Genomic DNA, 26,642 nt, shown 5'->3' on the forward strand with positions numbered 1-26,642 from the left:
GAATTACGAATTGACACAAATTCTACCAATAAGTAAGATCTTATCCTCGCTTGGGAGGGAGGCGATCCACTCAAAATCGGCTCGTGAGATGATCCTTTGATCGTGTACCGCACTTGCCAACCACTGGGACCCCAGCGAAGTGTTCGGAAGGTCTCCCGAAGTCACCAATCACGCACCACTATGTTCCACGCAATGTCCGCCACTTCGCGGCGACGAACCCTGCCACGATGAACCCGAACCCGGCGACGGTCGCCGGCGTCACTTCCTGCCCAAGCACGAGCCAGCCGGCCAGCGCTGCGAACACGGGGATGACGTACTCAATGAAGCTCATCTCGATGGGTCCGAGGTCGTCGAGTAACGTGAAATAAAGCAAGAAGCCGCCGACGCCAGCAACGGCAGAAAGGTACGCAAGTGCGGCGAGTGCGGACGGGGTCCACGTGGCGGCCGCGAACGATTGACCAGGGACTGCGATCACAGCGGCGTGGAGCACGACGGCGCCAATAGCCATCATCCACGCCTGCGTCGAGAGGAACGGCATCGACGGCGACCTGCTGTGCGTGACGACCGCGGCGACGGCGAACGCAAGTGCGGACGCAAGCACGAGCGACACTCCGAAGACGCTGTCCGCGAGATTCGCGGGGTCGGGATCAGCGATGACGACGACGCCAACGAATCCAAGCACGACGCCGAGTGCGGTGGCAGCGGTAAACTCTTCCTCAGTAGAGACGAGCCGCGTGAGCGCAGGTGTCACCACGGGGACGAGACCCAACAGAACGGCCGCGACACCGCCCGTGACGTACCGCTGGCCCGCGAAGAGGAATGCGTGGTGCGCACCGATTGTGAGCGCGCCACCGACGAGCACGTAGACGTAGTCGTCCCGAGTATGGGGACGGATATCCGCATCGGAGGCAACCACAGCGACAAACAACAGTGCGGCAGCGATGTCGAAACGCACGGCCGCAAACGGCACCGCAGGGAGATCAGCCAGGCCGACGTCCGTCGCCATGAACGCGGTGCCCCAGACGGCACACAGAAGCAAGAATCGGCCGGCCGTCCCGTAGCGACTCATTCACGAGGAGGTCGCCGCCAACAGCGAAATATCCGTCGGACCGCGCCAACTCTCGAGTGACCCGATGCGCCTAGCGACGGCGTCGACTGCGAAGTAAATGTAGACAAACAGACCTCAACGCTGGGTTAGCGCCCATCAGGGCTTCTAGGGTGATATAAATACCACCAGTCTAGGTGATCAGCAAGCCCGTTCAGATGACCCCGCCGTTGACATCCTCCTCCGCGTAAACGCGGAGGAATCCTGAGCGTTGGAGATTTCAGGTTTACAGTTCCACCGAACTCCGACACGGTGAGAATCCGTGTGGGGTTCACGGACTGTGACGGGTGGGACTGCTGGGAGTGCCAAGCCCCCGGTACTCCTATCCTCTATCGTGTTCGGACTCCCGGAGTTGTTTTTGCCTCGGGGAGTCCGGCAGACTTCGCTGGACTTGGAGTTACTTTCTGTGGTGCGTACAGCAGTCGGGCACTGCATCGGTTCATTATAAGAACCGACCGTTCACCCAACTGGTTCCGATTACTGTCTCATTGCTTGGGGCGGACAGGCCGCCATCGTAGGACTAACGGGAGTCGCTCTGTTCCCAGTCTGATTCCTATCTATACGTGGGATTGCCTGTCGCTTTAAGATGCGGATTGCCAAATCTCAGTGTGGCTATTGTAGCATAGATTGACTCCGAGTTGTCGGATTCATCCTGCGGCTGAAGCCGCAGGTATTCTCCTTGATCTATATAACGAGCAGTCCAATGATGAGCAGCAGCGCCGCGACCACGCTGCCGCCCGCCAGTAACGGGTTCTCCATCGCCTTCTCGTGAAGTGGCATCTCGGCGTATTCCTCGCGGAACGTCTCGAGATTCTGTTCGCCGTAGAAGTACTTCGGCTTCAACGCGAACCGTTCGGTCACCGCACAGCCCGTACAGACCGGCTCACCTTCCACCCGTTCGGTCTTGATGTGGCTGCGGCAGGCGATCGCCCCGCAGTTCGGACAGTAGGTGTAGGTCTCGTCGATACCGCTCGTCTCGCAGTGGACGCACCGATGAATCCCGTCCTCCAAGGTGACCCGTGAAGGGCCAGCAGCATAGTATTCGTACGGATACGAATACTCTTGCAGCTCGGTCGTCTGCCGAACCTCAGGGAGATACACCGGCTCGATCGATTGCACAGAGATATCCGAGAGATTCGGCCTACACGTCTTGTTGTAGGTGACGTTGTTGTCGCCGGTATAGGTCACCGTCGTCGTGTGATAGTCCTGAAGCCGGTCAACAGCCCACTCCTTGTACTCTGTTTGGGTCTGCCCAAATCGGCGCTCCTCGACGTCGTCGAATACCTCGGTTAACTGTCCAATATCGAGGGGGACCGCCGCGTGGAAGTTCTCGATGACTAGCGTCGCGACGTCGTCGTCGGCCACCTTCGGATGTCCACGGTCAGCGTGGACGACGAACTGTGTGCGATCGTTGATCCGGTGGATGACGCCTACCGATGTCTCGAAGACAGCGTTCGTGTCCGCGGTGACCGCAACCACCGGGCGGAACGTCACCGTCGAATGTGGCTCCGGAAGGTCGGCGGCCTCGATGTTCTCGATGTCACGGAACCTCTCCTTGACAGGGGCGTCGACATCTGTTGTCGGATCGTGGGGACGTAGCGTCTCGTCACAGAGAATCTCAATGCGACCGTTATAGAGATCAAGCCCGATCTCGTCGGCGATCTCCCGGAGAGCCTCGCCGTCGAGCAACTCGATTGGGTGGGGGTCGTCGTTCTGTTGGAGTCGGTTTGTGTACTCCTGAGCAGGGTCCGTGAACCGGCCAGTCGTGACGACCATTCCGCGTTTGGGGCCGTCAAAGTCAAACGTCGCGATCGCCGAGTGGAGCTTCTGGACGACTGGCCGCCCGACCGTCCCCGTGTGCTTACACTCGACAACGATTGCTCTCCGTGTTCCGTCGACGACTTCCTCCATCAGGACATCTCGGCCCTCGTCAGCTGTCTTCTCAGCTTGGCGGACGTTCTCGTAGCCGAGGTTGCGGAAGACATCTTCTATCAGGTCCTCGAACTCGAACCCCGAGAGGTCGTCCAGTATAGCCATCCGACTGTGATTAGACAGTATCTTGTTATAACGCCTCTGTACGCGCACAGTCAGCAGAATCTCACCGTGATCCAAGCCGCACTCGCCTACGACGAGGCCAGCCACCAGCTCGCGGTATGAACAGGGACGACGGTGCCGGCGAGTTCGATCCGATCTGTCTCCCGGCGCTTCAGTGTATTCGTGACTGCTGGCTCGAACCCGAATCGCTCGTCGGCGACGACTACGAGATTATCACGTTCTAAACGGTTCGGCGCGCTCACCCGACACAACGCTGACTCGGAGACGGCGTCAACTCCGCGAACAGCACCCCTATTTTTGCGTACGTCACGTCCTCAATGACCGCCGGTTCTCCTGACTCGCCTCCCCTCTTGCCGGTCGGAACGGACTTATCCGGACATCAGGCTATCTCAGGGTATGATCAAACTCACGCGGGCAGCGTACGATGACATCGTGTATCGGGCGTACAAAGGCAGCGAGGCAGAGATCTGTGGCGTGCTCGCTGGCGAACACGGCACTGACGGTGACAAGAGCGTCGTCACAGGGACGTACGCTGCTGAGAACGTCGCGGAAACACCAGAGATCCGCTACCTGATCGACCCCGAAGAGCAGCTTGAGCTGATTGAGACCGTTGAGGAGGCGGGTCTTGACGTGGTCGGGTTCTACCACTCGCACCCGACCGGACCGACGCACCCGAGCGAGACGGACGCCGCACAGGCCACGTGGCCGGACCACTCGTATGTCATTTGCGCACTCGACGGCTACCCCTTCGTCGGCTCGTGGCGGTGGCGCGACAACGAAGAGGCGTTCGAACAGGAGACCGTCTCGATCCGAAGCGAGCGCTGAACGAACCCCGCAGACGGCGAGTGTTCTCACAGCACTCGGCACGCGGTCGCTCAACGGGAAACAGCGAGACCGGCGCTACGAACCATCTGCGCCTCGGAAACTCTCCGGTTCGCGTCGCCCCAAACCGGGTCGGAGGGAAACCTCTTACTCGATCGCTTCGATCTCCGGTTCGGCGTCGCCACCAGCGTCGATCGCGCAGGATGCCGTGTACTCCACGTCGTGGACGGACTCGATGGCCGAGTCATCGCCACAGACCGGGCAGTCGTCCTGCTTGGGGATCTCGACCTTGTCGAACTCCATGTCGAGGGCGTCGGAGAACAGCATCGACCCGTCGAGGGTCTCGCCTTTGCCGATAAGGTGTGTCAACTACCCCACCCTACTTCGCTCACTCTGAGGGGTTCGCTCGTAGAGAGTGGGGCTTGTCCATGAACTCGGCCTCGAACCCATCCAGGTAGGCGGTGAATCCGCCACGCGGCGTCACTGTTCCAGACTTTAGGGCATGCTGACTATTGCCCGTCCAGCGAGACGACTGTTGGCCCCGACGGACATACCGCATCCAGGTGTTCTTCGCCGCGTTGTAGTCCGCGTTCGCTTCCGACTCGCACTTCACGCACCGGAAATCGGTGCGGGTCGCGCGATTCTCCTCAGCTGTGAAGCCACACTCGGCGCACCGCTGTGACGTGTACGGTGACCCGACTTGCTTCACTGAGATACCTTTCGCTTCGGATTTATACGCCACTTTCTCGTACAGCGCTCGGAACGCCCGCTTGTGACCCCACAACGCACCTGTGCGATCGCGGATGTGGGTTAGGTTCTCGAAGGCTATCACGTCGGACTCATATCGGAGGGCTTCGTCCACGATAGCGTTCGACGCTCGGTGAAGTACGTCACGCACGTAGCGAAATTCCCGGCCACTCGACTGTTCGAGCGCCCGATGGGCGCTTCGCGTCCAAGTCTGTTGGAGTCCGGCGCGTACTTTCTCGAACTCGCGGAAGTCGTGAGTCAACTCCCGCCCGGTGAAAAAGAAGGCGGTGCTGGTGACAGCGAGGTTTTGGATACCGAGGTCAACCCCGAGGACCGTCCCGTCCTCGGCGGTGTTCCGCTCCGTACTGTTCTTCTCCCGACGGAAACCGATAGTGATTTTCGAGCATAATGTGAGGGTTCTCCGGCTTCACATCTTTCGCATCGGCGATTCCTTCGATGATTTTCTCAACTACCGTCTTGTCCGTACCGTCACTTGTCTCTCACGTGTCAGAGACCCGTCTAATTCGCAGTTTTCAGTGACCGGCTGTTTCGGACAAAACGTATCTGAAGAATAGAACTTCAACAGAGCTTCACCGCCAGAACCGCGGCTACTCGTCCGGTTCGTCGACCAGCAGCGTGTTCAGTACCAGCGTGGAGATACCGCGCCGGAGGCGTTCGGTGACGGCCTGATCGGAGATGCCGAACGAGTCCGCGAGCTCCTGGGTGGAGATCTGCCGCGGGAGCGAGTAGTAGCCGGCCTCGACGGCGGCCGCGAGGGTCTCGCGCTGCGGAGGCGTCATCCCGTACCACGGACCGGCGTCCGGCTTCGTGGGGTTGTAGATGCGCTCGATCGAGACGTCGATGTCCTCGTCGAGGTAGAACTCTTGAAACGACGAGAGCGCCTCGTGGCTCGGGAACCTGAGTTCGAGCCCCCACGTGTCGGCGGTTCCGGTCGCACCCAGCAGGACCGCGTCCAAGTCGAGGATCCGGCGGAGCAGCGAGGCTTCCGAGGGGTCCCAGTTCAGCGCGTACAGCGTCTCGTCCTCGTGGGTGTCGACGAGCTGGATGTCGTTGACCGAGGGGTGTTCACGGACGGAGCGCTCGAACGTCTCGCGGACTTCGTTCTGGATCCGAACGAACGGCGTGGGTTTCCCGCCCAGCGGCACCATCGTTTCCAGCGTGAGCTGCGTCGGCTCTTCGATCCGGAGGATCCGTCCCAATTCGAATTCGACAGATGGAATAGTCAACTCAACGATAACGCTCATCAGATACAGCACTGTTCTGTCGCAAACGCGTTAAAAACTCGGTAGAAACCTTCTACTGGAGCGCGATTCACCTTGGTGTACCATGTGTTTCGGTAGTATTATCCGTTTAGGAGACCTATCAATAATCGCAGAAACAGACGACTGCGGTCTCTGTTTGCGCGGCGGTGAGTTTCGCGACAGCATCGTATCGCAGTCGAGTGTACGTTTCATCATGACAACTGGCGACTCATCCGAAGACGACATATCGAGTACAGAGGAGTTCGAGGTCGCCCTCGGTCGGGTGCTCTGCGACGCCCTCGAGAACGGCGTCGATCCCCGCGGAACGTGGGAGTATCGGACCGAGGGCACGGGTTCCGACATGGAAGTCCTGGTGGTCGAACTGGCAGACTGACGCCCGCGGCCTCGCCGATTGGTTCTGGTATAAGTACCTTGGTAAGCCAGTCCGAAGAGACTGGTAACCGGAGCGTAATCCCCTCGTGTGACAGACGATCCCGACCCCGCGACGAACGCCCTTGATCCTCCGACGAACGCCTCTGAGTCGGGAGACCCCGTGGCCCGTCGCCTCCTCGAAGGCGTCTCCACGCACGCAATCTTCATGTTGAACGCCGACGGGAACATCGTCGCGTGGCCGGCGCCGGCGACGGCGCTCTACGGACACGACGCGACGGCGGTCCTTGACCGACACGTCCGGATGCTGTTCGCCGACGACGAGGGCGAGGCGGACTCCGACTCACTTCCCGGGGACTTCTTCGCGGAGCCGAGAGAAGAATCGGTCGAGTTCGAACACTGGCACCGGCGCGCGGACGGCTCCGTCTTCTGGGGCACCCTGACGCTGTCGCCGCTGCGGAACGGCGAGTTCCGCGGGTACGCGGCGATCAGCCGGGACACGACGACTGCGAAGGAGTACGAGCGGATGTTAGAGCGGCAGAACGACCGCCTCAAGGAGTTCACCGATATTCTCGCGCACGACCTTCGGAACCCGCTGAACGTCATCGAGGGGAGCCTGACGCTGTACGAGGAGGCCGGTGACGAGGAACACCTCGAACGGATCGGCGAGACGACCGACCGGATGGCACGGCTCGTCGACGACCTGCTCCGCGTCGCGCGACAGGGGAACGTCGTCAGCGACCCGGAGCCGACCGACGTCGGCGAGGTCGTCGAGGCCGCCTGGCGGAGCCTCGGTGGGAAGTCGGGAGCGGCGCTCACCTACGAGCCCGTTCCGTCGGTGAGCAGCGACCCCGACCGACTCCGCGAGCTGTTCGAGAACCTCTTCCAAAACGCGACGGAGCACGGCGGCGACGACGCAGCGGTCCGAGTCGGGCCCCTCGACACGGGCCTCTTCGTCGAGGACGACGGCCCCGGGATCGCTGACGGCTGCGAGGAGGAGGTCTTCGACCACGGTTTCACCACGCGCGACGGCGGGCACGGCTACGGCCTCTCGGTCGTCCGGACGATCGTCAACGCGCACGGTTGGGACGTCGTCGCGACTGAGGCAGAGAGCGGCGGCGCGCGGTTCGAGATCACCGGGATCGACTTCCTCGGCTGACGGAGGAGCCGACGGACGCCAGCACGAGCCGCGGAACGAATGCGGCCTCCGCCCCTCGGCGGCAACGGGATCGAGGCCACCGACGTATTTTCCATTTCCACCCTCGATTGGTATAAACTGGCTCTGTTGAAATACTTCAGAGCTGATAGAAGCTACGTGCGAAATACAGACGATCTAAATCACGAGTCAGCCGATAGAACGCGCTTGCGTATGTAACAGCCAGCCCGATGGAGTCGAGACGGAAATAATTAATTTCAACCGATGCTTTGTCCGTGTATGGGTTCACCGCTCTCCCGTCGTCGAGTGCTCCACCTTTGTAGTGTGACGAGCATCGCGGCGTTCTCTGGCTGTCTCGCTGACCCGGGAGACAACGGTGGCTTACTAGAGATTCTTCGCACAGATACACCAGACGGAGCAACGGTGACGCCGTCGAGTGATGAACGACTTCGCTCCGTCGAGCCGATTCGAACAGCGCTCAGCCGTGCAGCGGAGCGTTCGGTCGCCGACCAGCGCCTCGACAGGTCGGAGTTTTCGGACGTCAGAGCGGCGCTCTCTCCGCTACCCTATTATGACCGTAGCGACCCGCAGACCGACGGAACTCTCCCCTCTGGAATATACCTTCGTCACAACGGCTCGACGTACGTCGCCTCACTGTGGCCCTACTGTACCGATTCGATTCTCGGAAGCGCAGAGAGTGAGCAAGGCGACTACGGCCGGGGTGGATGTTTAAATCCCGAGGAGCGTCCCGGCGACTCCTAACGGGGTCTTCATAACCATCGCTCCCCGAGTTCTGTAAGCTACGGACTCGCTGAGCAAAGTGGCTGAACCGCTACGGGGCAACCCTTATTGTATTAGAGCCGCGCTCTGTAGCTACCGATTCAACTGGTTCAGTAACAACCATTCTCTCGTGACCGACTCGCGCGCTGTATTCATTACGGCTCCAAGAATATATCATCAGTTGAGGATTTCAACAGAGACATTTGCGGCGAAATGATTTAGCGGATATCTCTGAAGTGGTCAGTGGTAGATCGTCAGGAGAAAATCGCTCTTATGTAGAACTACGGAAAGCCCCCATAACAAGGCAGTCAATGGTGATATCGACGGATGCGCCTGTGAGATTCAGCGATCTAATGATCCCGAATGTATGAGCGGCCTGTTCCAAGCCTTGCTTGGACAGGCCGCGGAACTTCCGCAGCCACGGTTGAACAAGCGAAAACAGACATTCTGCCTGATTGATGTGGACTCCGTCAGGCGATACGTACCTCTCTTTGTGGACGACCGTTCGGTGATCCCGATCCATCTCGCGGTACGCTTGGAGTCCATCTGTCCAGACCTCTCCCAGCCGCTGGGAGAGGTCTTCAGCTTCCTGAATCAGTGGCTCAAGATCGCCTTCGTAGTCGATCCCACGCTGTCCGCGAATCACACGAAGCGAGTCGCGGCACGCCGCGACGAGCGTCAGCTGGTCACCGTGACGCCCTCGCCAGCGTGATCGGCCAGTGCGCGACGAGCCGCCGCGAGAACGACTGTTTCGCGGCGGCTCTTGACCTTTGTAACCAGAACAGACTTTGCCAGATTCGTCGACCTGTGTCGGTCCATCGATGGTCTGGTTAAACAGTTCCCAGGTGAGGGGGAAGCCGCGCTGAACCGCGGCTTCCGCCTCCCGAATCGCCGTGTGAATGGTTTTGTAAGCACGACCGAGCAGCGGCGCAATCTGGTTGATGCTCAGCAGTGTATCTGCGTAGAGGGTGAAAGCGAGAAGCACCTCACCGCAGGAGAGGTGCTTCTCGTGAAATGGCGTTCCATGGGTGTATACTGGCTTAAATTCGCAATTACGACACCGAACTCGGTCGTGTTTTTCCCACGTCATAATGCTCTGGTGACCGCAGCGAGGACAGGATGTATTCTCCCAGAACTGCTTGAGCCGCCGCTCGATGCGGGCATCGAGCGGCTCGGTGTTGATCTCGATAACTCCGAGCTCGATTAGCTGCCGAAACATCCCGCCGAGCGCTGACTCAGTGGAAGACATATCGCCAGATTAGAACTGTCTGAGTGTAATTATACGGGCTTTCCGCGTTTCTACATAAGAGCGGAGAAAATTAACCAACAAATCTATCTCTATTGGCACACTGTTGGTTAACACGAAGCGACTGACGATGTCTCCCAAGCCACCGACGCCACCGGAAGATCTCCCGACAGAGATCGTTGACACACTCAACAGCTACTCGCCAACAAATCTCCGATACGTCGCACGCTACGCCGAGGCGCTCGCATCGCACAAAGCACGTGGCGGTCAGTCCGACGAGGAGTCAGCTGACGACCAAAATGAAGAGCGACCTGATGATCTCCCAGACGACGTCCCCGCCAAAGCGACGATCACGATCAAGGCGATCAATGGTAACCGCTACTACTACTGGCAGTGGCGGGAAGGGGAAAAGATCCGCTCACAATACAAAGGGCCAGTCGACGCGGACGAGTAGCTTCTGACAAGTATACTGGGACTTAGGTCAGTAGAGCCGTCCATGCTCTCCGGACAAATTCCTCGATAATCTGGTGTTTTAGCCCTTCAAAAACGAGATCACACATCGATAGAGGGGTGTATACTCGATTTAATGGAAAGTTACTTAATAGGGTCAAACAGGTGAGACGCATATCTTCTGTGGGTTGATAACAGACACACCGAACACATCGATAGAGGGGTGTGTGCTCAGGCTAACGGAAAACAGTATTTAATCTGTAGATTGAGTCGAAATAAAATCCAGGTTGTATCGTGGTAGCAGGCTGTTTTGAACACATCGATAGAGGGGTGTGTACGTGAACTAACGGGATATCATGAGCAAGGGGCCTAAGACTAGCGTACAGAATGACAATTGTTCCTTGATACAACCCTAGGGAACACATCGATAGAGGGGTGTATACGCAAACTAATGGACACAGTATCAGGTCTACTCGATCCTGAATGGATCTGGAGGGCGACGAACGGTGATCTTAGTGAGAGTCACCCCTACGTCTGGTTGCGAATTTGAGCTTCAACGACGGAGTTGACCTCATCTTCGGAGACCGCCTCAATGCGCGAATCCTCTCGAAGTGTTTCCAGAATTGTTTCTGGTCGCTCTCCGAACTGGAACTCAAGGAACATTCCAGAGCTCGGGCCGTGGCTCCGACGTTCGAAGTCGACCAGCGAATAGGTTGTGAGCTCTTTCATTTTATTGACGTACGTTTCCTGGTGGTACTGATCAGCGTCGATGGCGTCAGTCAGGTACTGATACACGCGGTAGCCGGTCGTGCTTCGAGCAGACCCGCTATCGGTTTTGGAGGCGACGGCTGCGGTTGCGTATAAGCAGAGCTTCTTTTGTGTACTAATACCACGGACAACCTCAAGCACCCGATTCTTTTCGACTTTGGCTTGTGCGGTGCGGACGTGTTTTTCCCGAACGCGAGTGTCACCTTCCCGTTCAGCTAATTCACCGGCAACACGCATGAGATCAATCGCCTTCCTGGCGTCACCATGAGTTTGTGCGGCGAATGCCGCCGCAAGTGGGATGACAGCCTCGTCGACGACATCTTCGTGGAAGGCATCTTGCCTGCGTCGAAGAATCGATTGAAGTTGATCGGCATCGTAATCGTCGAAATGGACATCTTCGGGAGTAAACGAGCTAACTGCGCGACTCCCAACAGATTCCATCATCTTCGTGTCGTTCGAGATCGCAACGACCGAGATATACGCGTTTAGGTCGTCGTTCGTCCCAGCCCGAGAGAGCTGATATAGTAGTCGCGAGAACGCGGGCTCTTGTTTGTCCCGTCGTCCAACGAGCATGTCCAGTTCATCGAGGACAAACACGACGGAGTCGAAATGCTCGTTAACGATACGGTAGAGTTCGTCCCATTTCTCCTTCGTCGCGACGCCGTGTTTAGGAACCTCGACAGCAACCCCCGCTTCATCGGCAGCCTGTTGGACGAGCTCATACACGGCGATACCCAGCGTATCCAGATCTTGGCAGTTCACTTCGATTGTGCCGAACTGGATATCTCGGCTTTTACAGATCCGGCTGATGTTATGGCAAACGGCCTTTGTGATCAGCGACTTGCCCGTTCCGGACGGGCCGTAGAGGAACAAATTTGGCGGTCGGTTGTCTCCAAGCGCAACACGGAGCATTTTGGTGACCTCCTGGAGTTGCTCGTCGCGACCCACAATGCGGTCCTCTTCGACGACGTAGTTAGGATCAAGTAGCGCTCGTTCTCGAATTAGCCCCTTCTGGTCATCAAACTCGAGAAGCATATCCTCGATCGACTGGGAGGGCTCCTCAGAATCAGGATCGCCCTTGGACTGTGAATCACCAGTTGTGACGTGAGACGTATTCGACAGCTCTGCTTGAGCCGTTGTCTCATCCTCCGGCGATCCCGACTTCTCTAAAGGATCATCGGAGTCGTCAATACCCATACGCATACTGATACCGCCCTGTATAAAAAAGATTCCCCACCTCTATCGAAGTGTAATTAGACGTTTGAAACCGCACAATACCGTATTAATCGCGTGAGAACAGTGATAACGGGGTAACTACCAGTAGCCGGTGACGATGTGTTCACGATCGCACGCTCGAAGACACACACCCCTCTATCGATGTGTTCGATGTCTTCGCAGGGTGGGGTGATTTGCTGGCTGGTTCAACTGGCGTATTCGAGGTAGTCACGTCTTGTCCGTCTAAATCGAACGAACCGTGCTCTCGTATGTTCTGAACGATTCGTTCTATTCTCTTCATTCTCTCTTCTTCTCTTCTTCAACTAATACAAACACACACACCCCTCTATCGATGTGTTCGATGTGTTCTGACAGCGTGTATTCTGTGGCTTTCACAACGACAGCTTTGTGCCGCTAGCTCCCTTACAATACCCGACGTATAACAGTTCAAGACGCCGATTTTGGGCTCTATCGACAATTACAGCTCAGATCTCACTAGTATCGCCTCGACGACGAGTGAGCGGAACACATCGATAGAGGGGTGTGTCTCTTTCGCCTCAAAGTGACGCCTGTTGTATGAGAATTTTACTCTAACCGTGATTCAACTTCTAGCTTATCTAACAGCACCGAACGTCGAGAACACATCGATAGAGGGGTGTGTAGTCCGCAACGTGCTAGCTGCTACACTCACATCTGGTGTTGTAATTTCATACTAATTTGAAGCGGGAACACACGGCTTTACTCGTGGGAGGTAGCCAGCCCTCTGTCTTTAGTTAATACCCTCCGTAATTCTCGGTAGCCGTGGCTTCGCCCAAATACGGCCTAGCTCCACTAGCTACAGCAAGAGAGGGCCGTTTGTGATGGTTACTTATCGCCCGATCTCGCCAGCATTGGTATCTTCTCTGTCGCTTCTAATACTCAAAAAAAAAACTTCTGAGAAATATATTACTTTCAATCTTAACTAAAGACGAATGAATAGCCAACATAGTGGGGAATACCCGCCGAGAAACGACAGTCTGGCTCCCATATAGCATCGCATTAACCAACAATACACTGTATCCGATCCTGTGTTGGTTAAATTTCTCCACTACTTGCGAATGCCGGCAACTCCGGTACCCGTGTCTCCGCGAGTGCTTGCCGAATTTGCGACCGATCCTAGCCAAGCGGTGCTAGCACATTTTCGACAGCGCGGACAAGTTGCGTCTCCTAATCGACGGCGCGGCGCTCTCAGACTTCCGGAAAAGACTGTGCTCGTAGCCCACTCGAACTCAGTCACCAGATAGGTAGTAGTGGTCAGCTGGTTCCAAGGCCGCTTCCAGAGTGGGTATGACATTTCGTTATCAAATAAATCAAGAATCTGTTGTTTTTCCTTGTCTGCTGGTCCAACCTGATCTCACCAGTATGGATCTATCGATGTGAACTCTTCATACGACAGCAGGCACAGTACTCAGAGGTATTCAGCATTCACAACTACCTTTAACAGGTATGCTATACATCGCTCTATTGAGTGACAGTGTGTAACAACCAGGCCAAATTCACTCAAAACACGACCAACGTTACCACTCCAAAACACAACTAATACTATGAAAAATGACATAAACGAAAAGATAAGTTTTGATCGCCGTCGCTTCTTGCAAGCGACGAGTGCGAGTACCGTCACGGCGATGCTGGCCGGCTGTTCCGGTAGCCCAAGCGGCGATGGTACAGGGACAAACAACGGCACGACTGAGAGCGACGGGAGTGACGGAAGTGATGGGAGCAGCACCACCGATGACGAGCTTTCTGTCATCTGGCCTGGCGGAGTAAACAACATCAACCCACTCGGATGGCTCACCATTCCGGACTACGACGCCGCTCGGATGATGTACGAGCCGTTAACAAGTGTTGATGGCGAGGGACAGGCCATTGGTCATGTCGCAAAAAGCTGGGAAACATCTGAAGATGGTGCCAGTTACACGTGGACAATTCAGGAAGGGATTACATGGCACGATGGTGAGCCTCTGACCGCAGAGGATGTCGCCTTCACTTTCCGCTCGATCAAAGAGTACGACTGGCCCTACCTCGGCTCTCTGTCGAGTGTGATAGCAGATCCCGATCAAATCACCGTTGAAGACGAATACACGGTTACAACCCCATTGACCCAGCCGTATGCGGCGTTACCACTGGTGCTCGCCGATCTGGGGCTGGTTATTCCGAAGCACATTTGGTCGGAGTTCGACAATCCCACCGAGGCTTCGAATACAGAAGATCCAATCGGAAGCGGGCCATTCGTCTTTGAAAACCGCGAGCAGGATCAGTTCATCAACTTCTCAGTTGACGACGAGTACTGGGGCGAGGTGCCTGACTACGATAGCGTCAGAATAGAGATTATTGCCTCGACAGACTCGCAGGTGCTGACGATGAAGGAGGGGAGTGGTGACATGTTGCGCCTCCAGCCTGGACAGTATGTCGAGGAAATAGAGAGCGCGAACAATCTGGAGGTAGTCGAAGGCGGATCAACGTACGTCACGTACCTCGGAATCAACACCAACCGTGAGCCACTCTCGGACGAAGCGCTCCGAAAGGCAATGGCATACGCGGTTGACCGCGACACTGTCGCTGAGCTCGTCAACGCGGGCTATGCTACGCCGGGTTACTCGCCGGTCCCACCGGGACTGGAGTTTTACCACAACTCGGAGACAAGCAGCTACGCCCACAATCAAGAACAGGCCCGCAGTATCCTGTCGGAGAACGGGTACGAGCAACAGGGTAACAGCCGAGTGATGCCGAGCGGTGACCCGCTGGAACTTGTCCTCTCAATCCAGAACACGGGGAACTGGCCTCGGATCGCAGAAGTGCTCTCCCGTCAACTTGGTGAGGTTGGCATCTCTGTTGAGGTTAATTCAATGGAGTCCAACTCCCACACCCAGAAGGTCTCGGTCGAACAGGACTACGATCTCACGCTCAACACTTGGCGTGTCTGGTTCGACCCCGACCCGTTCCTCTCGCCGGTGTTCGAGGAGGAAGGGACGCTCAATACTAGTCAGTACCACAATGAACAGTTCGACGAACTGATGAGACAGCAACGCCGGGCAACTGACCCTGAGAAGCGTCAAGAGTACCTTTATGATGCACAGGAGATCCTCGTCGACGAACTCCCGTGGGTCGTACTCTACTATCCACAACTGCTCCACGGTATTCGATCCAGTGCTTGGGAGAGTACTAATCCGATTCCCCGCTACGGAATGCAGAGCCCCTACGGGCATGAACCCGGGAGCGGCCCGATGGTCCAGCTCGATCCCAAGTAGCTCATAATCTCCTTTTTCAACGAATGGCAAACACATCTTCGAAGAAAGCGTACATCGCCACACGGGTCCGTAATTATCTCGCGGCGTTCGCCGCTATCCTTACAGTGAATTTCGCGATCCCACGAGTGATGCCTGGCGACCCGACGACACGGTTTGTCGGTCCCGGGTTCACTGAGGCGGCACGTCAACAACTGTTACAGGAGTTCGGGCTGAACAAGCCTGTCTGGGAGCAGTTTCTGCTCTACTTGTCAAACACCTTCACCGGCGACTTCGGCGTCTCGTTCGCCCGTTACCCGACTCCCGTCATAGATCTCATTATTGAGCGATTGCCACGGACGCTGTACCTGATGGGTGCGAGTGTTACTATCAGCGTCGTTGTGGGGATTCCGCTCGGTGCGTTCGCAGCTTGGAACTTTGGCGAGCGCGAAGATCTATTTGTCACCCAGTCTTCGCTATTCTTCCGGTCGATTCCGACGTTCTGGCTCGCAATTCTCCTTGTATTCGTCTTCGGGTACGTTATCCCGTGGTTCCCAATTTCGGGTGCGACAAGTAGCGCCACTCACCCCTCGTTTTTCGCGTATTTCGTTGACCTATCATACCACACAGTGCTCCCCGTGGTGACCATGTCTGCGTACTTCCTCGCAGGATACACCTTCCTGATGCGCGGGAGTTTACTCGATATCCTCCCGGAGAACTACATCAAGATTGCCGAGAGCAAGGGTCTCTCTGAGCGACAGGTGCTGTTCGGCCATGCTGTCCCGCCAGCATTCCCTCCAGTATTAACTCAACTCGGTTTTCAGATCGGTCGGCTTGCCGGAGGTGCGGTGCTAGTCGAAACTGTGTTCAGCTACCCCGGCATGGGGCAGCTAATGTTTGAGGCGGTGTTAGCCCGCGACTACCCAGTTATCCAAGCAACGTTCTTTTTCCTTGCCGTCATGGTACTCGGGTCGATGTTCCTCGCGGAGATTTTGTACACGATCATCGACCCTCGGATCGGAGGTGGCGAATGAACCAACAACACAGCTTCCACATTGAGGTGTACAGATGAGTACGGCTGAGGAGACTGCCGGCGGAAACCAAAACAGACGTGTGGACCGGTTCCGGCAGTTCACACGTGCGTTCCTGACGAACCGGAAGGGCCTCCTCGGAACGGTGTTGCTGGGAACCATCGTGTTCATCAGCATTACGGCTCCCCTGATCGCGCCGTACGATCCGGAGGCCTACGGGGTCGGACCGGCGCTAGCAGCCCCATCAGTCGAACACTTGTTCGGCACCGACGACTTAGGACGGGATGTTCTTTCCCGCTTCCTCTACGGTGGCCGAATATCATTGCTGGTGGGCGTCACTAGTGGTGTTGTCGCAACGCTTGTCGCGACGCTGATTGGTGTCCCAGCCGGCTATTACCGCGGTCGCATCGGTCGCTGGATCACGACGGCCATCGACATGAGCCTCGTGTTTCCACCATTCGTGCTGGTCGTCGTCTTCGCCGCGTACGCAGGTAGCAGCGTTTGGAACATCATCCTGATCCTATCGTTGCTCTCGTGGCCGATCCCAGCCCGGACAATCAAAGCAAAGACGCTCAGTGTCCGTGAGAACGACTTCGTTGAGTCGACTGAGGCGCTTGGTGCGTCTGATCTCCGCATTATGCGGCAGGAGGTCCTTCCGAACATATTACCGGTTGTGTTCGCGAACGGTATTCTTCAGATGGTGTACACTATTCTGATGGAGGCTGCGATTGGTTTCCTCGGACTGGGCGACACCGCTCGTATCTCTTGGGGTACGATGCTCTACTTCGCACAGAAACAAGCCGCTCTGAGCAGTGGTGCTTGGTGGTGGATGATTCTCCCCGGGTTTGGTATCGTGCTGGCAGCGTTTAGCTTCATCCTCGTCGGGAGCGCACTCGATGAGGTACTCAATCCGCGTCTCCAGCGGCGGACCTGGGGTGACGATTGATGGCCCGAGATGAACTGCTAACAAACGAATCACACACCCGATACTTATGAGCAAACAGAGACAGGAGCGATCAACTGGGACTGACAACACACTACTGTCGGTTCGGAACCTCTCGACGTACTACAGTGAAGACGAGGCCGACACCCCCGTACGGGCCGTCGATGGTGTCGACTTTGAGATCGCTCGCGGGGAGACGTATGGACTAGTGGGTGAATCCGGGTGCGGAAAGTCGACGCTGGGATTGAGTCTTGTTCGGGCGCTTCCGCCGCAGGGAGACATCGTTGATGGAGAAATTCTGTTTGAGGGCCGAGAGATCGGACAACTACCCAAATCAGAAGTAAAGGACATTCAATGGGCCGATATTTCAATGATTTATCAGGGCGCCCAGAATGCGTTCAATCCTGTCAAAACTGTTGGTGACCAGATTAGAGAGCCACTTCGCGTCCACGATATCGTTCCGAAAACTGAGCGAGAGAGCCGTGTCCGCGAATTGTTGGAGAAAGTCAATCTCCAAGCTGATGTGGCAGAGCAGTATCCCTACGAACTCTCTGGTGGAATGAAACAACGGGCCGCCATCGCGATGGCGATCGCCTGTGAACCGGACCTACTGATCGCTGACGAGCCGACGACGGCACTTGACGTGATTGTACAGGCAGAGGTACTCAATATGCTCCAGCGGCTACAAGAGGAGCTGAACTTCGGGATGCTCGTCATCTCGCATAACCTTGCGGCCATTATGAAGCTCTCGGACCGGATTGGGGTGATGTACGGGGGCAAGATCGTTGAGAACGCACCTGCCGAAGCGCTGTACGACGCGCCGAAGCATCCTTACACCGCGCTGTTGCTACAGAGTCTCATCGACCCTCGACGGCCGCCGGATCAAGTTGAGACAATCGATGGCACCCCACCTGACCTCCGGGACCCACCAAGTGGCTGCCGGTTTGCTGAACGGTGTGAGCTGGCCACCCGACAATGTGAGACTGACGAGCCGCCGATGGAACCGGTGGGAGATGGACATAAGGCAGCTTGCTTCCACCATGAAGAGGTGTCTGATTTATGAGCTCTGAGTTCACTACAGCGCAGAAGGACACGAGTGAAGATCCGGTACTCGAAGTGCGGAACCTGGAAAAACACTACGTCAAAAGCGCAGGTTGGATCGAGTCGCTGTTCACAGACGACGAGCGGGTCCGCGCCGTGGATGGTGTGAGTATCTCGATCGACAAGGGAGAGATCTTCTCTGTCGTCGGTGAGTCCGGATGTGGAAAAACCACTCTCGGCAAAACCTTACTTCGTGTGATCGAACCGACTGCCGGCGAAATTCGGTTTAACGGGACAGACCTCGCCTCGCTGTCAGACAGTGAGATGCAGACTATGCGTCAGCATCTTCAGATCGTGTATCAAGACCCGTTCGAGGCGCTCAATCCTAAGCGGACTGTCTGGGGACTGTTGTGTCAACCCATGGAGATCCACGGGATTACCGACTATCAAGAGCAGCGCGACCGGATCCACCGGGCACTTACCGACGTAAATCTCCTTCCTGTCACCGACTTCCTTGATCGCTACCCGGAGGAGCTCAGTGGCGGGCAACTCCAGCGTGTGCTGTTTGCGCGAGCGCTGGTGCTTGATCCTGAGTTCATTGTTGCTGATGAGCCTTCGAGCATGCTCGACGCAAGTGTTCGTGCACGTGTGCTGGATCTTATTGATGAACTTCGCGACGAGCGGAACATCTCGTTTTTTATCATCACTCACGACATCGGCGCAGCTAGGTACCTGAGCGATCGTATTGGCGTGATGTACCTCGGTCGGATTGTCGAGATGGGTGATGCCAATGCGATTGTTGATGATCCGAAACACCCCTACTCGAAGGCGCTCGTTGAGAGTATTCCTTCGCCGGACCCGCGGGAGCCGTTGGAGAGTTCGAAAATTGGCTCCGAGGTACCTGAGCCGATCGATCTTCCCAGTGGCTGCCGCTTTCATCCACGCTGTCCGATCGCAACTGAACACTGCCGCCAAGTCGATCCTGAGTGGCGTGAAGTGCCTACAGAGGAAGACGACGAACGCATGACCGAGTGTCACGAGGTCGAACCAAAACAGACCCGATGAACGACCACAAGTCCGACGACCTGTGACGTCCGGTTTCTTCCACTGTGTGCCGGATCAGCGGTTGACAGCAGTCCGCTTTCGTTCACGATAGAATACTGTTCCGTCGCGCTCAGCGGTGTACTGTACCGTCGCGAACGATCGACTTACTGAGCTATCCACCCGTGAGGTAATGGTTTCAGTTGGGAATGAAAGCGTCGTCGTTGTCTGACGGTCGATTGTCTCTGTGCTCAGCGTCTCGCGCTCAACGCTTGCTGTCGTCTCAGTCTTGTAGTCGAATGTGGCCTCTGAGAGTTGCTGTGAGTAGGCCCGCGACAGTGACACGGTAACGGTGTCGTCTGTATGCGAAACGGCCGTCTGCCAACTTGGTGACTCCGGCTCACTGTAGATGTCTTGTGGTGGGTCAAACGAGTATCTATCCTCAAACGTCGGACTCTCACTATGGAACCGACCAGGAAGCCGACATTCGCAGCCCGCAGTCCGAAGGGAAAACCCGGCACTACCGTCTGGAGGTGACACGTAAGGAAAGAAGGCGCCGCTGACGGCAACCCGGAGTGTGTGACCTGGCTCAAACACGTGGGACGTCGGCCGTAGCGACACGCCAACATCATGTGGTTCCCCGGGAGTCAACGGTTCCGTCGCTGTACCCGGCGTTCCTAACGGGTCGATTTTGCCGGCGAGTTCACAGCGACGCACACCGTGAGTGACGAGCTGACCGGTGCCATCCGGACCTACATCAACGATCCGAACCGCGACGAGCTGTGCGGGCTCGTCTGGGATGAGCTCAAGATGTACTTCTCCGCTGCCCGTTAGTTCGAACGCACCGTCAAGCGGCCCCGTTTCGTAGGTCAGCGACCGGTCATCGTCGGGGGTCGTGTCTAGATCCGTCCCACCGGGAATTTCGAATCCGATCGAGGCGGTTCCAACACTGTAGTCGACATGCCAACGATCTGTTGTACTGTCTGGCGTGGACACGTCGGTAGAGAGTCCGTCCGGCCCAAAATCAAAATCTACAGTGTGATCCTCGGCAACCGGCCACGACTCGAGAGTCCGCCACTCACCAGAGTGATAGTTCTCCTCATCAGGGCGTTCAGTCCAGTAGCGGATTTCTGGGTTGGGCTCTCGCTCGTCACCCTCGCGGAGGTGATGATCAAACCATGACTCAACCTCCCCGAGGAAATCGATGCGAGCGGCCTCTCCCTGCTCGGGCATCGTGTGGCGCCACGGGCCCAATATCACTTCTGTGGGAGCATCGATACGGTCCGAGTAGTCAACTGTCCCCCCACCGAACGCGTCGCGGTAGCCACCGACACCAAGTGTTGGGACTGAAATCTTCTCTACGGCTACGTCTTTCTCAGCCCAGTACTCGTCTTTTTCAAGATGAGCAAGATATTGGAAGAGGAACGGCTCACGATATTTAAGTGAATCAAGACGGTCGGCCCATCGTTCTGCCCACGCTGATATGTCGCGATTGACTGGCGGCTGGAGGGGGAGGTATTCGAAGTTTGGTGCCCACTGACCACACGTTCGGAGCGAGGCCAGTGCGCCGCCATCGAAGTAGGCGTCATAGATGGCTGCGGGTGCGTGAATAGGCACGATCGCCGCTAGCCCATCTGGATTCTGAGCTGCAATCTCGAGGGCCGTGGTTCCAGGATAGGATTTCCCAATCACGCCGACGCGGCCGTTTGACCACGGCCGATTAGCAAGCCACTCGACGACAGCACTCCCGTGAAGTCCTTCGGCTTCGGTAAATGGCTGTTCCACAAGGCCGTCAGATGCCCCGGTCCCTACGGCGTCTGCGATAACCACCTCGAAGCCCGCACGGACGAGGTAGCTAACCATCGGGTCTGACCGTGTATCTGACAGATCATCTTTGTGATACGGGGTGTAGATCAGTACGACTGGTTGAGGACTCTCGTCCGTGGGCTCGTGCCGTGTCGCACGGACGGCACCATTTTTGACCGGTATCTCGATGTCATCGTGTACGGCATGGTCGTTCATTGCCTTCCTCCGTGTATAGCTTCCACAAACTCAGCGGCGTTCGCCACGAGTTCTGCCCAGAGCTCTTCTCCCTTCGTCGCAGTAGCTAACGTCGGGTCACCGACGTGACCAGGGTCGCCGTCTGTAGGCGAATGTCCTGTGCTCGGGGTAATCACTCGATCGTCGTTCCCGATGAGATTTAGCGTTGAATGTGGGCCGGGATCGGCACTTGCCTTCTCGAATGCCGACGTATCAACGAGCTCCGGATAGCGAGCTAGCATAAACGATGTTTCAAACTCCCCACCATGCATCCCGTCTTCGGGGTCACCCTCTCGGAGTTGCTCATGGATAGATACTCCAAACCGAAGTGGGTCGATCGCCGCAAATGACGTATCTGAACATTGTGCGGCGGCTTGCTGCATCGCCGTCCTGATTGCTGGGAGATTTGCGATCCGATGGCCATTAACCGTAATGATGTTCTCAAACCCATGGCCTGCGAGACTTGCGTACACGTCGGTGAGCACCGACACAACCGTCTCTGTAGACAGCGAGATCGTCCCCGGGAAGCCAAGATGATGGTTCGCATCACCGTACGGTATAAGTGGTGCGGTCAACACATCGGCTGCTACGGCGATCTCAGTGGCTAACTCTCTCGCCTGGTATGCGTCGACGGCCAACGGCAGGTGTGGACCATGTTGTTCCGTCGAGCCGATGGGAACGATCACCGTTGGCGATTCGCGGTCGGTGATGTATTGCTCGACCGCGGGCCAGGACAGTTCCTCGAGTTTGTGTGTGTCAGTCATTGATCCTCGTGGTCGTCGCTCACTTTCTTGTCGAGGCGGTCCGCTTTGCGGTCGTCGGCTGTCCGTTTGCTAGGATTACCGTATCCGCCGCCGCCAGGAGTCCGGACTGTGATGGTTGTACCTGCCTCTACCTCTTGAGTAGTTTTGGCGGGTAACGGCTCACCATTAGCGAGGTTCTCACCCGCTGCCCCGGGCTCGCCGCCCGCAGCGCCCTGTGGACGACGACGCCGGCGCTCAGTCAGCAATGAGACTACTGCCTCGGTCTCGATGGTTACTGACCGAACCAGTCCCAAGCCGCCGCGGTACTGCCCGTCGCCGCCACTACCCTCACGGAACCCGTATTGTTCGACTGTGAAGGGATACTCAGCTTCTAGTACCTCAATTGGTGTGTTTAGCGTGTTAGTCATCCCAACTTGGACGCCGTCCATCCCGTCTTTGTCGGGTCGTGCGCCGAATCCACCGCCGATAGTCTCGTAGTATGTGAACCCTCCACGATCGCGGTTCCCAATAATAACGTTGTTCATGGTCCCCTGCGATGCTGCTGGCACACGTTCAGGGGCAGCCTCGGCGAACGCCGCGAACACCACGTCGGTGAGTCGTTGGCTGGTTTCAACATTGCCCCCAACGACCGACGCCGGTGGTGTCGGATTCACGACCGTTCCCTGTGGAGCGGTAACAGTGATGTCGGCGTAACTCCCATAATTCGGGGGAATCTCGGGGTCAGTGATACACCGAACTACAAAGTACACCGCGCTCTTCGCCACCGACAGCGGTGCGTTCATGTTGCCGGCACACTGGTCGGCGGTCCCTGTGAAGTCAACTTCGACTGTGGCCCCATCGACGGTGATGGACACCCTAATCGGTATCTCTGCGTCGCTCACGCCGTCGCCCTCAAGCACATCATGGGCCTCGTAAGTTCCATCGGGAAAAGCAGTCAACTCATCTGTCATCCGGGCCTGAGAGTAGTTGATAACCGCGCCGAATGCTTGGTTGACTTGGTCGCGTCCGTGCTCGTCGATAAGCGAGCGCAATCGGTCTTCAGCACGATCGTGGGCCGCAAGCTGTGCGCGAAGGTCTGCTCGCCGTTCGGTCCTGTTACGTACGTTCGCTAAAATCATCGCCAGCAGATCCTCGTTCAGCTCGCCTCCGGAGCGGAGCTTGACCGCGGGGAGGCGTAACCCCTCTTGGTAAATATCAGTAGCGCCGGCGGGCATGCTCCCGGGAGTCATCCCACCCATGTCCGCGTGATGCGCCCGTGTTACGGCGTAGCCGATGACATCTGATTCTGTTGCGATTGGTGAAACAATCGTCACGTCCGGGAGATGGGTCCCTCCCTCGAACGGGTCGTTCAGGATGTACGCATCACCCGGCTCGGGATCCTTTGCGGTCACGGCGGCAACGGCGTCCGGCATCGCGCCGAGATGAACCGGAATGTGCTCTGCTTGTGCGACCATCCGGCCGTCAGCATCGAACAGCGCAGTAGAGCAATCTTGCCGTTCCTTGATGTTCGGCGAGTAGGCACTTCGTATAAGTACCTTTCCCATCTCCTCAGCAATGCTCTCAAGTTTATTTCGAAACACCTCAAGAGTCACTGAGTCGATACTTTCGGCTGTCGAGTCGTCAACCGTCATCGTTGTACCTCCGTGAGTGCGAGCGAGCCGTTCTTTTGTACAGTTGCCTCCCACTCGGGAGGAACAACAGTCGTGCTTTCGTCTTGTTCGAGCACGGCTGGGCCGTCGATTGTGGTCCCGCTCGTCGTTGGTCGACGGTAGACAGGAGTTGTGTACTCCGTACCGTTGAACACGGCAGTATGCTCTGCCACTTTCTCGAAGGTTTCTTCTGTGAGCTCAGTCGCAGAAGCGCTCCGTGGGATCGTCGCGGTGACTCGGAGATTTACCACTTCAACTGGTTCCTCGGCCGTATAGCCGTACACTCTCTTGTGGGCCGTCTCAAATGCGGTCCGAAGTACGTCAGTCTCGATAGGCTGCTCCACGTCAACCTCAAGTTCGAAGCTTTGCCCCCGGTAGCGGAGGTCAGCTGAACACTGAAGCGATATGTCACCTGCGCTGCGGTCGGACGGTAGTTCGGCCGTAAGTTGCTCGTACACCGCCTTAAGTTCTGTTCCCGTTGTTTCCGACAGAGGCGTTTGATACGTTCGGACAGCGTCGTACGTCTCGTCGGCGTCGAGCAGACCGTACGCAGATAGCACGCCGCAAACGTGAGGAACAACGACGGTTCCGATGTCAAGATCATTCGCGAGCGCCGCGGCGTGTACAGGACCTGCACCGCCGAATGCGGCGAGACCGAACTCGCGGGGATCGTGTCCTCGTTCTACAGTGACTGAGCGGATCGCTCGAGTCATATTGGTGTTCGCAACGCGGAACACGCCTTCTGCGGCCTCTCGTGCGGAGTCGAGATCAGCTTCGTCCGCCAGTCGTTCAAGCGAATCAATAGCGGCATCCACGTCGAGCTTGAGTTCCCCGCCTAGTTGCGTCTCCTCGCTGAGATAGCCCAGCACGAGGTTTGCGTCCGTCACCGTTGGCTCTTTGCCCCCATGACCGTAGCAGGCAGGCCCTGGCTTCGAGCCTGCTGACCGAGGTCCTACGCGGAGTGCGCCACCAGCGTCGACCCACGCGATGCTCCCACCGCCAGCTCCAACAGTCGTCACATCAACCATCGGAACGCGGATTGGGTGGCCATCGATCTCACTTTCTGTGGTCCGCTCCACGCTGCCATCTCGAATGAGGCTCACGTCGCTCGACGTACCGCCCATATCGAATGTAACGAATCCCTCAAATTCGTCTTCTCCTACCGTTGTCCCATTTGCTCCAACGACGCCCGCCGCGGGACCAGATAGTACAGTTTGAACGGCGTGGGTACGAATCTCACTTGCCTCGGCGATTCCACCGTTGGACTGCATGATTCGGGGCTGAGGCAGCCCCAGATCGCTAGCACGCTCCGCTAACTGTCCGATGTAGGAGTCGATCACCGGCGTAACGTACGCGTCAACGGCTGCTGTTGATGTCCGCTCGTACTCGCGGAACTCGTTGAGAACCTCATGAGAGGCCGACACCGAGACATCGAGTGCCTCCCGAAGCCGCTTGGCTACGAGCTGTTCGTTGCTCGGATCAACGTATGCGTGAAGGAAAGAGACAACGATGCTCTCGACATTCCGCTCGCGTATTTGCTCTATAAGATCATCGATCACGTCCGCGTCGGGAACCGTTCGATCGCCCTCTATCGTTGTCCGCTCTGGAAGCTCGAACCGGTTCCGACGCTGTATCAGTGGTGTCGGCTTCTCAGCGTCAAGATCGTAGAGATCTGGACGCGTCTGCCGACCCACTTCCAGTACGTCACGGAAACCGTCCGTGGTCACGAGTGCCGTTTCGGCGCCGTCAGCTTCGAGCAGGGCATTGGTCGATACCGTCATCGCATGTGAGAACTCGGTGATCTCGGACGGGTCAATTCCTGCGTCCTTACAGGCCTGCTGGATCCCACGGATGACACCCTCGCTCTGGTCTGTCGTCGAGGGAACCTTTGTCGTTGTGAGCGTGCCCTCTGCGATGAGTACCACGTCGGTAAACGTACCGCCGACATCAACGCCGACGGCCGTCGTCATTGTTCCTCGCTCGACCGAGCACCGCCCCATCGATTTATGCCAACCATTGAGCGTCTGTCGGCTCGTGTGCCGTGCTTCATTGATATGTTGTACCAAGGATCTCTCCTAGAAAAGAGTAATTAAGATGGGAGCATACTCTGTATGACTCTGAATGAAACTAAACCTCTGTAATAAGGACCTTTGAGATACCTTCTGAGACTTCTACCTCGAAGTCCAACTTCTCAGTACTGCGCTTAATGAAACGAGTCATGAACCACTTAATCTTCTCTGTTGGGAAGACAACATGGTACGTGTCGTTATTCGCTCTTCTTGCGGTCAAGAAACCACAGAATGACAGCCAATCGAGAATGTCTGCGAGGCAGGTAAACCGCGTGCCATACTCATCGGCGTGGAACTCAGCAACTTGGTCGATTACCTGCTGAAATTCAGGTTTGGGTTCACCGCTGTCAAGTTCAACACTGTCGAGTAAGCCATGTAAGAAGTCGATGTCGAGCAGGACGTGCTCACCACCTGACAGCATCCTGTGGTACTGCTCTAAGTCGACGTTTGTCTTCGAATTCGCTACTTGGAAGTTTGCCGCGTAGAAGACAATAGCTCGCCGCACGGTCTCGCTTTGTCCTTCTCCAGTCTGCTCAACAAGTTCATCGAGATCTTCTCTCGACTGTTCGTCCAGAGAAATGGTGAGTCTATCTCCAGCCATACCCGATGTCTTACGTCCGCAGTCAAATATGCGCCGGTGGGGTCCAAAGTGGCATACTGCTGAAAATAAGAGTGAATTGCCGAACACAGAGGCTACAGTCAGACAGGTCGTGATTCACTCATCCTATCTGTGGTTCAACCGAACTGCCGTGTGTACTCACTCGGAGACGGACCGGTATCCAGTAGTGGATAGTTTTGCTCGCCA

21 protein-coding genes and 1 pseudogene are annotated in these 26,642 nt (G+C 56.7%); 10 read left to right on the plus strand and 12 right to left on the minus strand.

The features are described from left to right. Nucleotides 1-178 precede the first annotated feature (178 nt). The gene (locus EXE51_RS05660; protein WP_094521370.1) at nucleotides 179-1,069 is read right to left on the minus strand and encodes a DMT family transporter; all 891 of its coding nucleotides are present in this window, start codon (nucleotides 1,067-1,069) and stop codon (nucleotides 179-181) included. A 720-nt stretch (nucleotides 1,070-1,789) separates the two neighbouring features. Next, entirely contained in the window at nucleotides 1,790-3,142 is a 1,353-nt protein-coding gene (locus EXE51_RS05665; RefSeq protein WP_049933479.1) for a restriction endonuclease, read from the minus strand. Between the two features lie 116 nt (nucleotides 3,143-3,258). Between EXE51_RS05665 and EXE51_RS18125 the strand changes: the two genes are divergently transcribed. Next, nucleotides 3,259-3,384, plus strand: coding sequence for a hypothetical protein (locus tag EXE51_RS18125; RefSeq protein ID WP_255509803.1), 126 nt, complete (start codon nucleotides 3,259-3,261; stop codon nucleotides 3,382-3,384). Nucleotides 3,385-3,556: 172 nt separating this feature from the next. Then, nucleotides 3,557-3,985, plus strand: a complete 429-nt coding sequence (locus EXE51_RS05670) for a desampylase (protein ID WP_137692184.1) — start codon at nucleotides 3,557-3,559, stop codon at nucleotides 3,983-3,985. A gap of 144 nt (nucleotides 3,986-4,129) precedes the next feature. Here the strand turns inward: EXE51_RS05670 and EXE51_RS05675 are convergent, their stop codons facing one another. The 3 genes and pseudogenes from EXE51_RS05675 to EXE51_RS05685 form a co-directional block, all read right to left on the minus strand. Continuing rightward, on the minus strand, nucleotides 4,130-4,351 hold the full coding sequence (locus EXE51_RS05675; protein WP_241990586.1) for a hypothetical protein: 222 nt from the start codon (nucleotides 4,349-4,351) through the stop codon (nucleotides 4,130-4,132). A 19-nt stretch (nucleotides 4,352-4,370) separates the two neighbouring features. After that, a pseudogene (locus EXE51_RS05680) lies at nucleotides 4,371-5,120 on the minus strand (RNA-guided endonuclease InsQ/TnpB family protein); the annotation flags it as partial. A 217-nt stretch (nucleotides 5,121-5,337) separates the two neighbouring features. Continuing rightward, nucleotides 5,338-5,994, minus strand: coding sequence for a helix-turn-helix domain-containing protein (locus tag EXE51_RS05685; RefSeq protein WP_085682788.1), 657 nt, complete (start codon nucleotides 5,992-5,994; stop codon nucleotides 5,338-5,340). A 211-nt stretch (nucleotides 5,995-6,205) separates the two neighbouring features. On the opposite strand from EXE51_RS05685, the gene EXE51_RS05690 reads away from it, so the two are divergent. Beyond that, nucleotides 6,206-6,385, plus strand: coding sequence for a hypothetical protein (locus EXE51_RS05690; RefSeq protein WP_049933472.1), 180 nt, complete (start codon nucleotides 6,206-6,208; stop codon nucleotides 6,383-6,385). 87 nt (nucleotides 6,386-6,472) lie between these two features. Beyond that, nucleotides 6,473-7,540, plus strand: coding sequence for a nitrogen regulation protein NR(II) (locus EXE51_RS05695; RefSeq protein WP_137692185.1), 1,068 nt, complete (start codon nucleotides 6,473-6,475; stop codon nucleotides 7,538-7,540). Between the two features lie 1,048 nt (nucleotides 7,541-8,588). Here EXE51_RS05695 and EXE51_RS05700 read toward each other — a convergent pair. Beyond that, on the minus strand, nucleotides 8,589-9,566 hold the full coding sequence (locus EXE51_RS05700) for an IS1595 family transposase (RefSeq protein WP_137692186.1): 978 nt from the start codon (nucleotides 9,564-9,566) through the stop codon (nucleotides 8,589-8,591). A gap of 127 nt (nucleotides 9,567-9,693) precedes the next feature. On the opposite strand from EXE51_RS05700, the gene EXE51_RS05705 reads away from it, so the two are divergent. After that, entirely contained in the window at nucleotides 9,694-10,017 is a 324-nt protein-coding gene (locus EXE51_RS05705; protein WP_137692187.1) for a hypothetical protein, read from the plus strand. 524 nt (nucleotides 10,018-10,541) lie between these two features. On the opposite strand, the gene EXE51_RS05710 is transcribed toward EXE51_RS05705, so the two are convergent. Then, nucleotides 10,542-11,978 (minus strand): orc1/cdc6 family replication initiation protein, encoded by a 1,437-nt coding sequence (locus EXE51_RS05710; protein ID WP_179233280.1) that lies wholly within the window; start codon nucleotides 11,976-11,978, stop codon nucleotides 10,542-10,544. A 1,601-nt stretch (nucleotides 11,979-13,579) separates the two neighbouring features. Between EXE51_RS05710 and EXE51_RS05715 the strand changes: the two genes are divergently transcribed. Genes EXE51_RS05715 through EXE51_RS05735 form a run of 5 tightly spaced genes read left to right on the plus strand, consistent with a single transcriptional unit; the run spans nucleotide 13,580 to nucleotide 19,339 of the window. Next, on the plus strand, nucleotides 13,580-15,283 hold the full coding sequence (locus EXE51_RS05715; RefSeq protein ID WP_137692188.1) for an ABC transporter substrate-binding protein: 1,704 nt from the start codon (nucleotides 13,580-13,582) through the stop codon (nucleotides 15,281-15,283). A 23-nt stretch (nucleotides 15,284-15,306) separates the two neighbouring features. Further along, nucleotides 15,307-16,293 (plus strand): ABC transporter permease, encoded by a 987-nt coding sequence (locus EXE51_RS05720; protein ID WP_094495144.1) that lies wholly within the window; start codon nucleotides 15,307-15,309, stop codon nucleotides 16,291-16,293. Between the two features lie 34 nt (nucleotides 16,294-16,327). Then, nucleotides 16,328-17,236 (plus strand): ABC transporter permease, encoded by a 909-nt coding sequence (locus EXE51_RS05725; protein ID WP_094495143.1) that lies wholly within the window; start codon nucleotides 16,328-16,330, stop codon nucleotides 17,234-17,236. Nucleotides 17,237-17,282: 46 nt separating this feature from the next. After that, the gene (locus EXE51_RS05730; protein WP_094495142.1) at nucleotides 17,283-18,296 is read left to right on the plus strand and encodes an ABC transporter ATP-binding protein; all 1,014 of its coding nucleotides are present in this window, start codon (nucleotides 17,283-17,285) and stop codon (nucleotides 18,294-18,296) included. Continuing rightward, nucleotides 18,293-19,339: an ABC transporter ATP-binding protein gene (locus EXE51_RS05735; RefSeq protein ID WP_094553235.1), complete on the plus strand. Its 1,047-nt coding sequence runs from the start codon at nucleotides 18,293-18,295 to the stop codon at nucleotides 19,337-19,339. Before EXE51_RS05730 ends, EXE51_RS05735 begins: the two co-directional genes overlap by 4 nt. Nucleotides 19,340-19,393: 54 nt before the next feature. Here EXE51_RS05735 and EXE51_RS05740 read toward each other — a convergent pair whose 3' ends face one another. The 5 genes from EXE51_RS05740 to EXE51_RS05760 all read right to left on the minus strand — a co-directional run bounded on the left by EXE51_RS05740 (nucleotide 19,394) and on the right by EXE51_RS05760 (nucleotide 26,438). Further along, on the minus strand, nucleotides 19,394-21,337 hold the full coding sequence (locus EXE51_RS05740; protein WP_137692189.1) for a CocE/NonD family hydrolase: 1,944 nt from the start codon (nucleotides 21,335-21,337) through the stop codon (nucleotides 19,394-19,396). After that, the gene (locus EXE51_RS05745) at nucleotides 21,334-22,119 is read right to left on the minus strand and encodes a creatininase family protein (protein WP_137692190.1); all 786 of its coding nucleotides are present in this window, start codon (nucleotides 22,117-22,119) and stop codon (nucleotides 21,334-21,336) included. Before EXE51_RS05745 ends, EXE51_RS05740 begins: the two co-directional genes overlap by 4 nt. Then, the gene (locus EXE51_RS05750) at nucleotides 22,116-23,750 is read right to left on the minus strand and encodes a hydantoinase B/oxoprolinase family protein (protein ID WP_094553233.1); all 1,635 of its coding nucleotides are present in this window, start codon (nucleotides 23,748-23,750) and stop codon (nucleotides 22,116-22,118) included. The genes EXE51_RS05745 and EXE51_RS05750 overlap by 4 nt, the downstream gene beginning before the upstream one ends. After that, nucleotides 23,747-25,738 (minus strand): hydantoinase/oxoprolinase family protein, encoded by a 1,992-nt coding sequence (locus tag EXE51_RS05755; protein WP_137692191.1) that lies wholly within the window; start codon nucleotides 25,736-25,738, stop codon nucleotides 23,747-23,749. Before EXE51_RS05755 ends, EXE51_RS05750 begins: the two co-directional genes overlap by 4 nt. Before the next feature lie 157 nt (nucleotides 25,739-25,895). Continuing rightward, on the minus strand, nucleotides 25,896-26,438 hold the full coding sequence (locus tag EXE51_RS05760; protein ID WP_094495136.1) for a ribbon-helix-helix protein, CopG family: 543 nt from the start codon (nucleotides 26,436-26,438) through the stop codon (nucleotides 25,896-25,898). Nucleotides 26,439-26,642 lie beyond the last annotated feature (204 nt).

The organism is Halorubrum sp. CGM5_25_10-8B (assembly GCF_005435095.1).
Lineage (GTDB): Archaea > Halobacteriota > Halobacteria > Halobacteriales > Haloferacaceae > Halorubrum > Halorubrum ezzemoulense.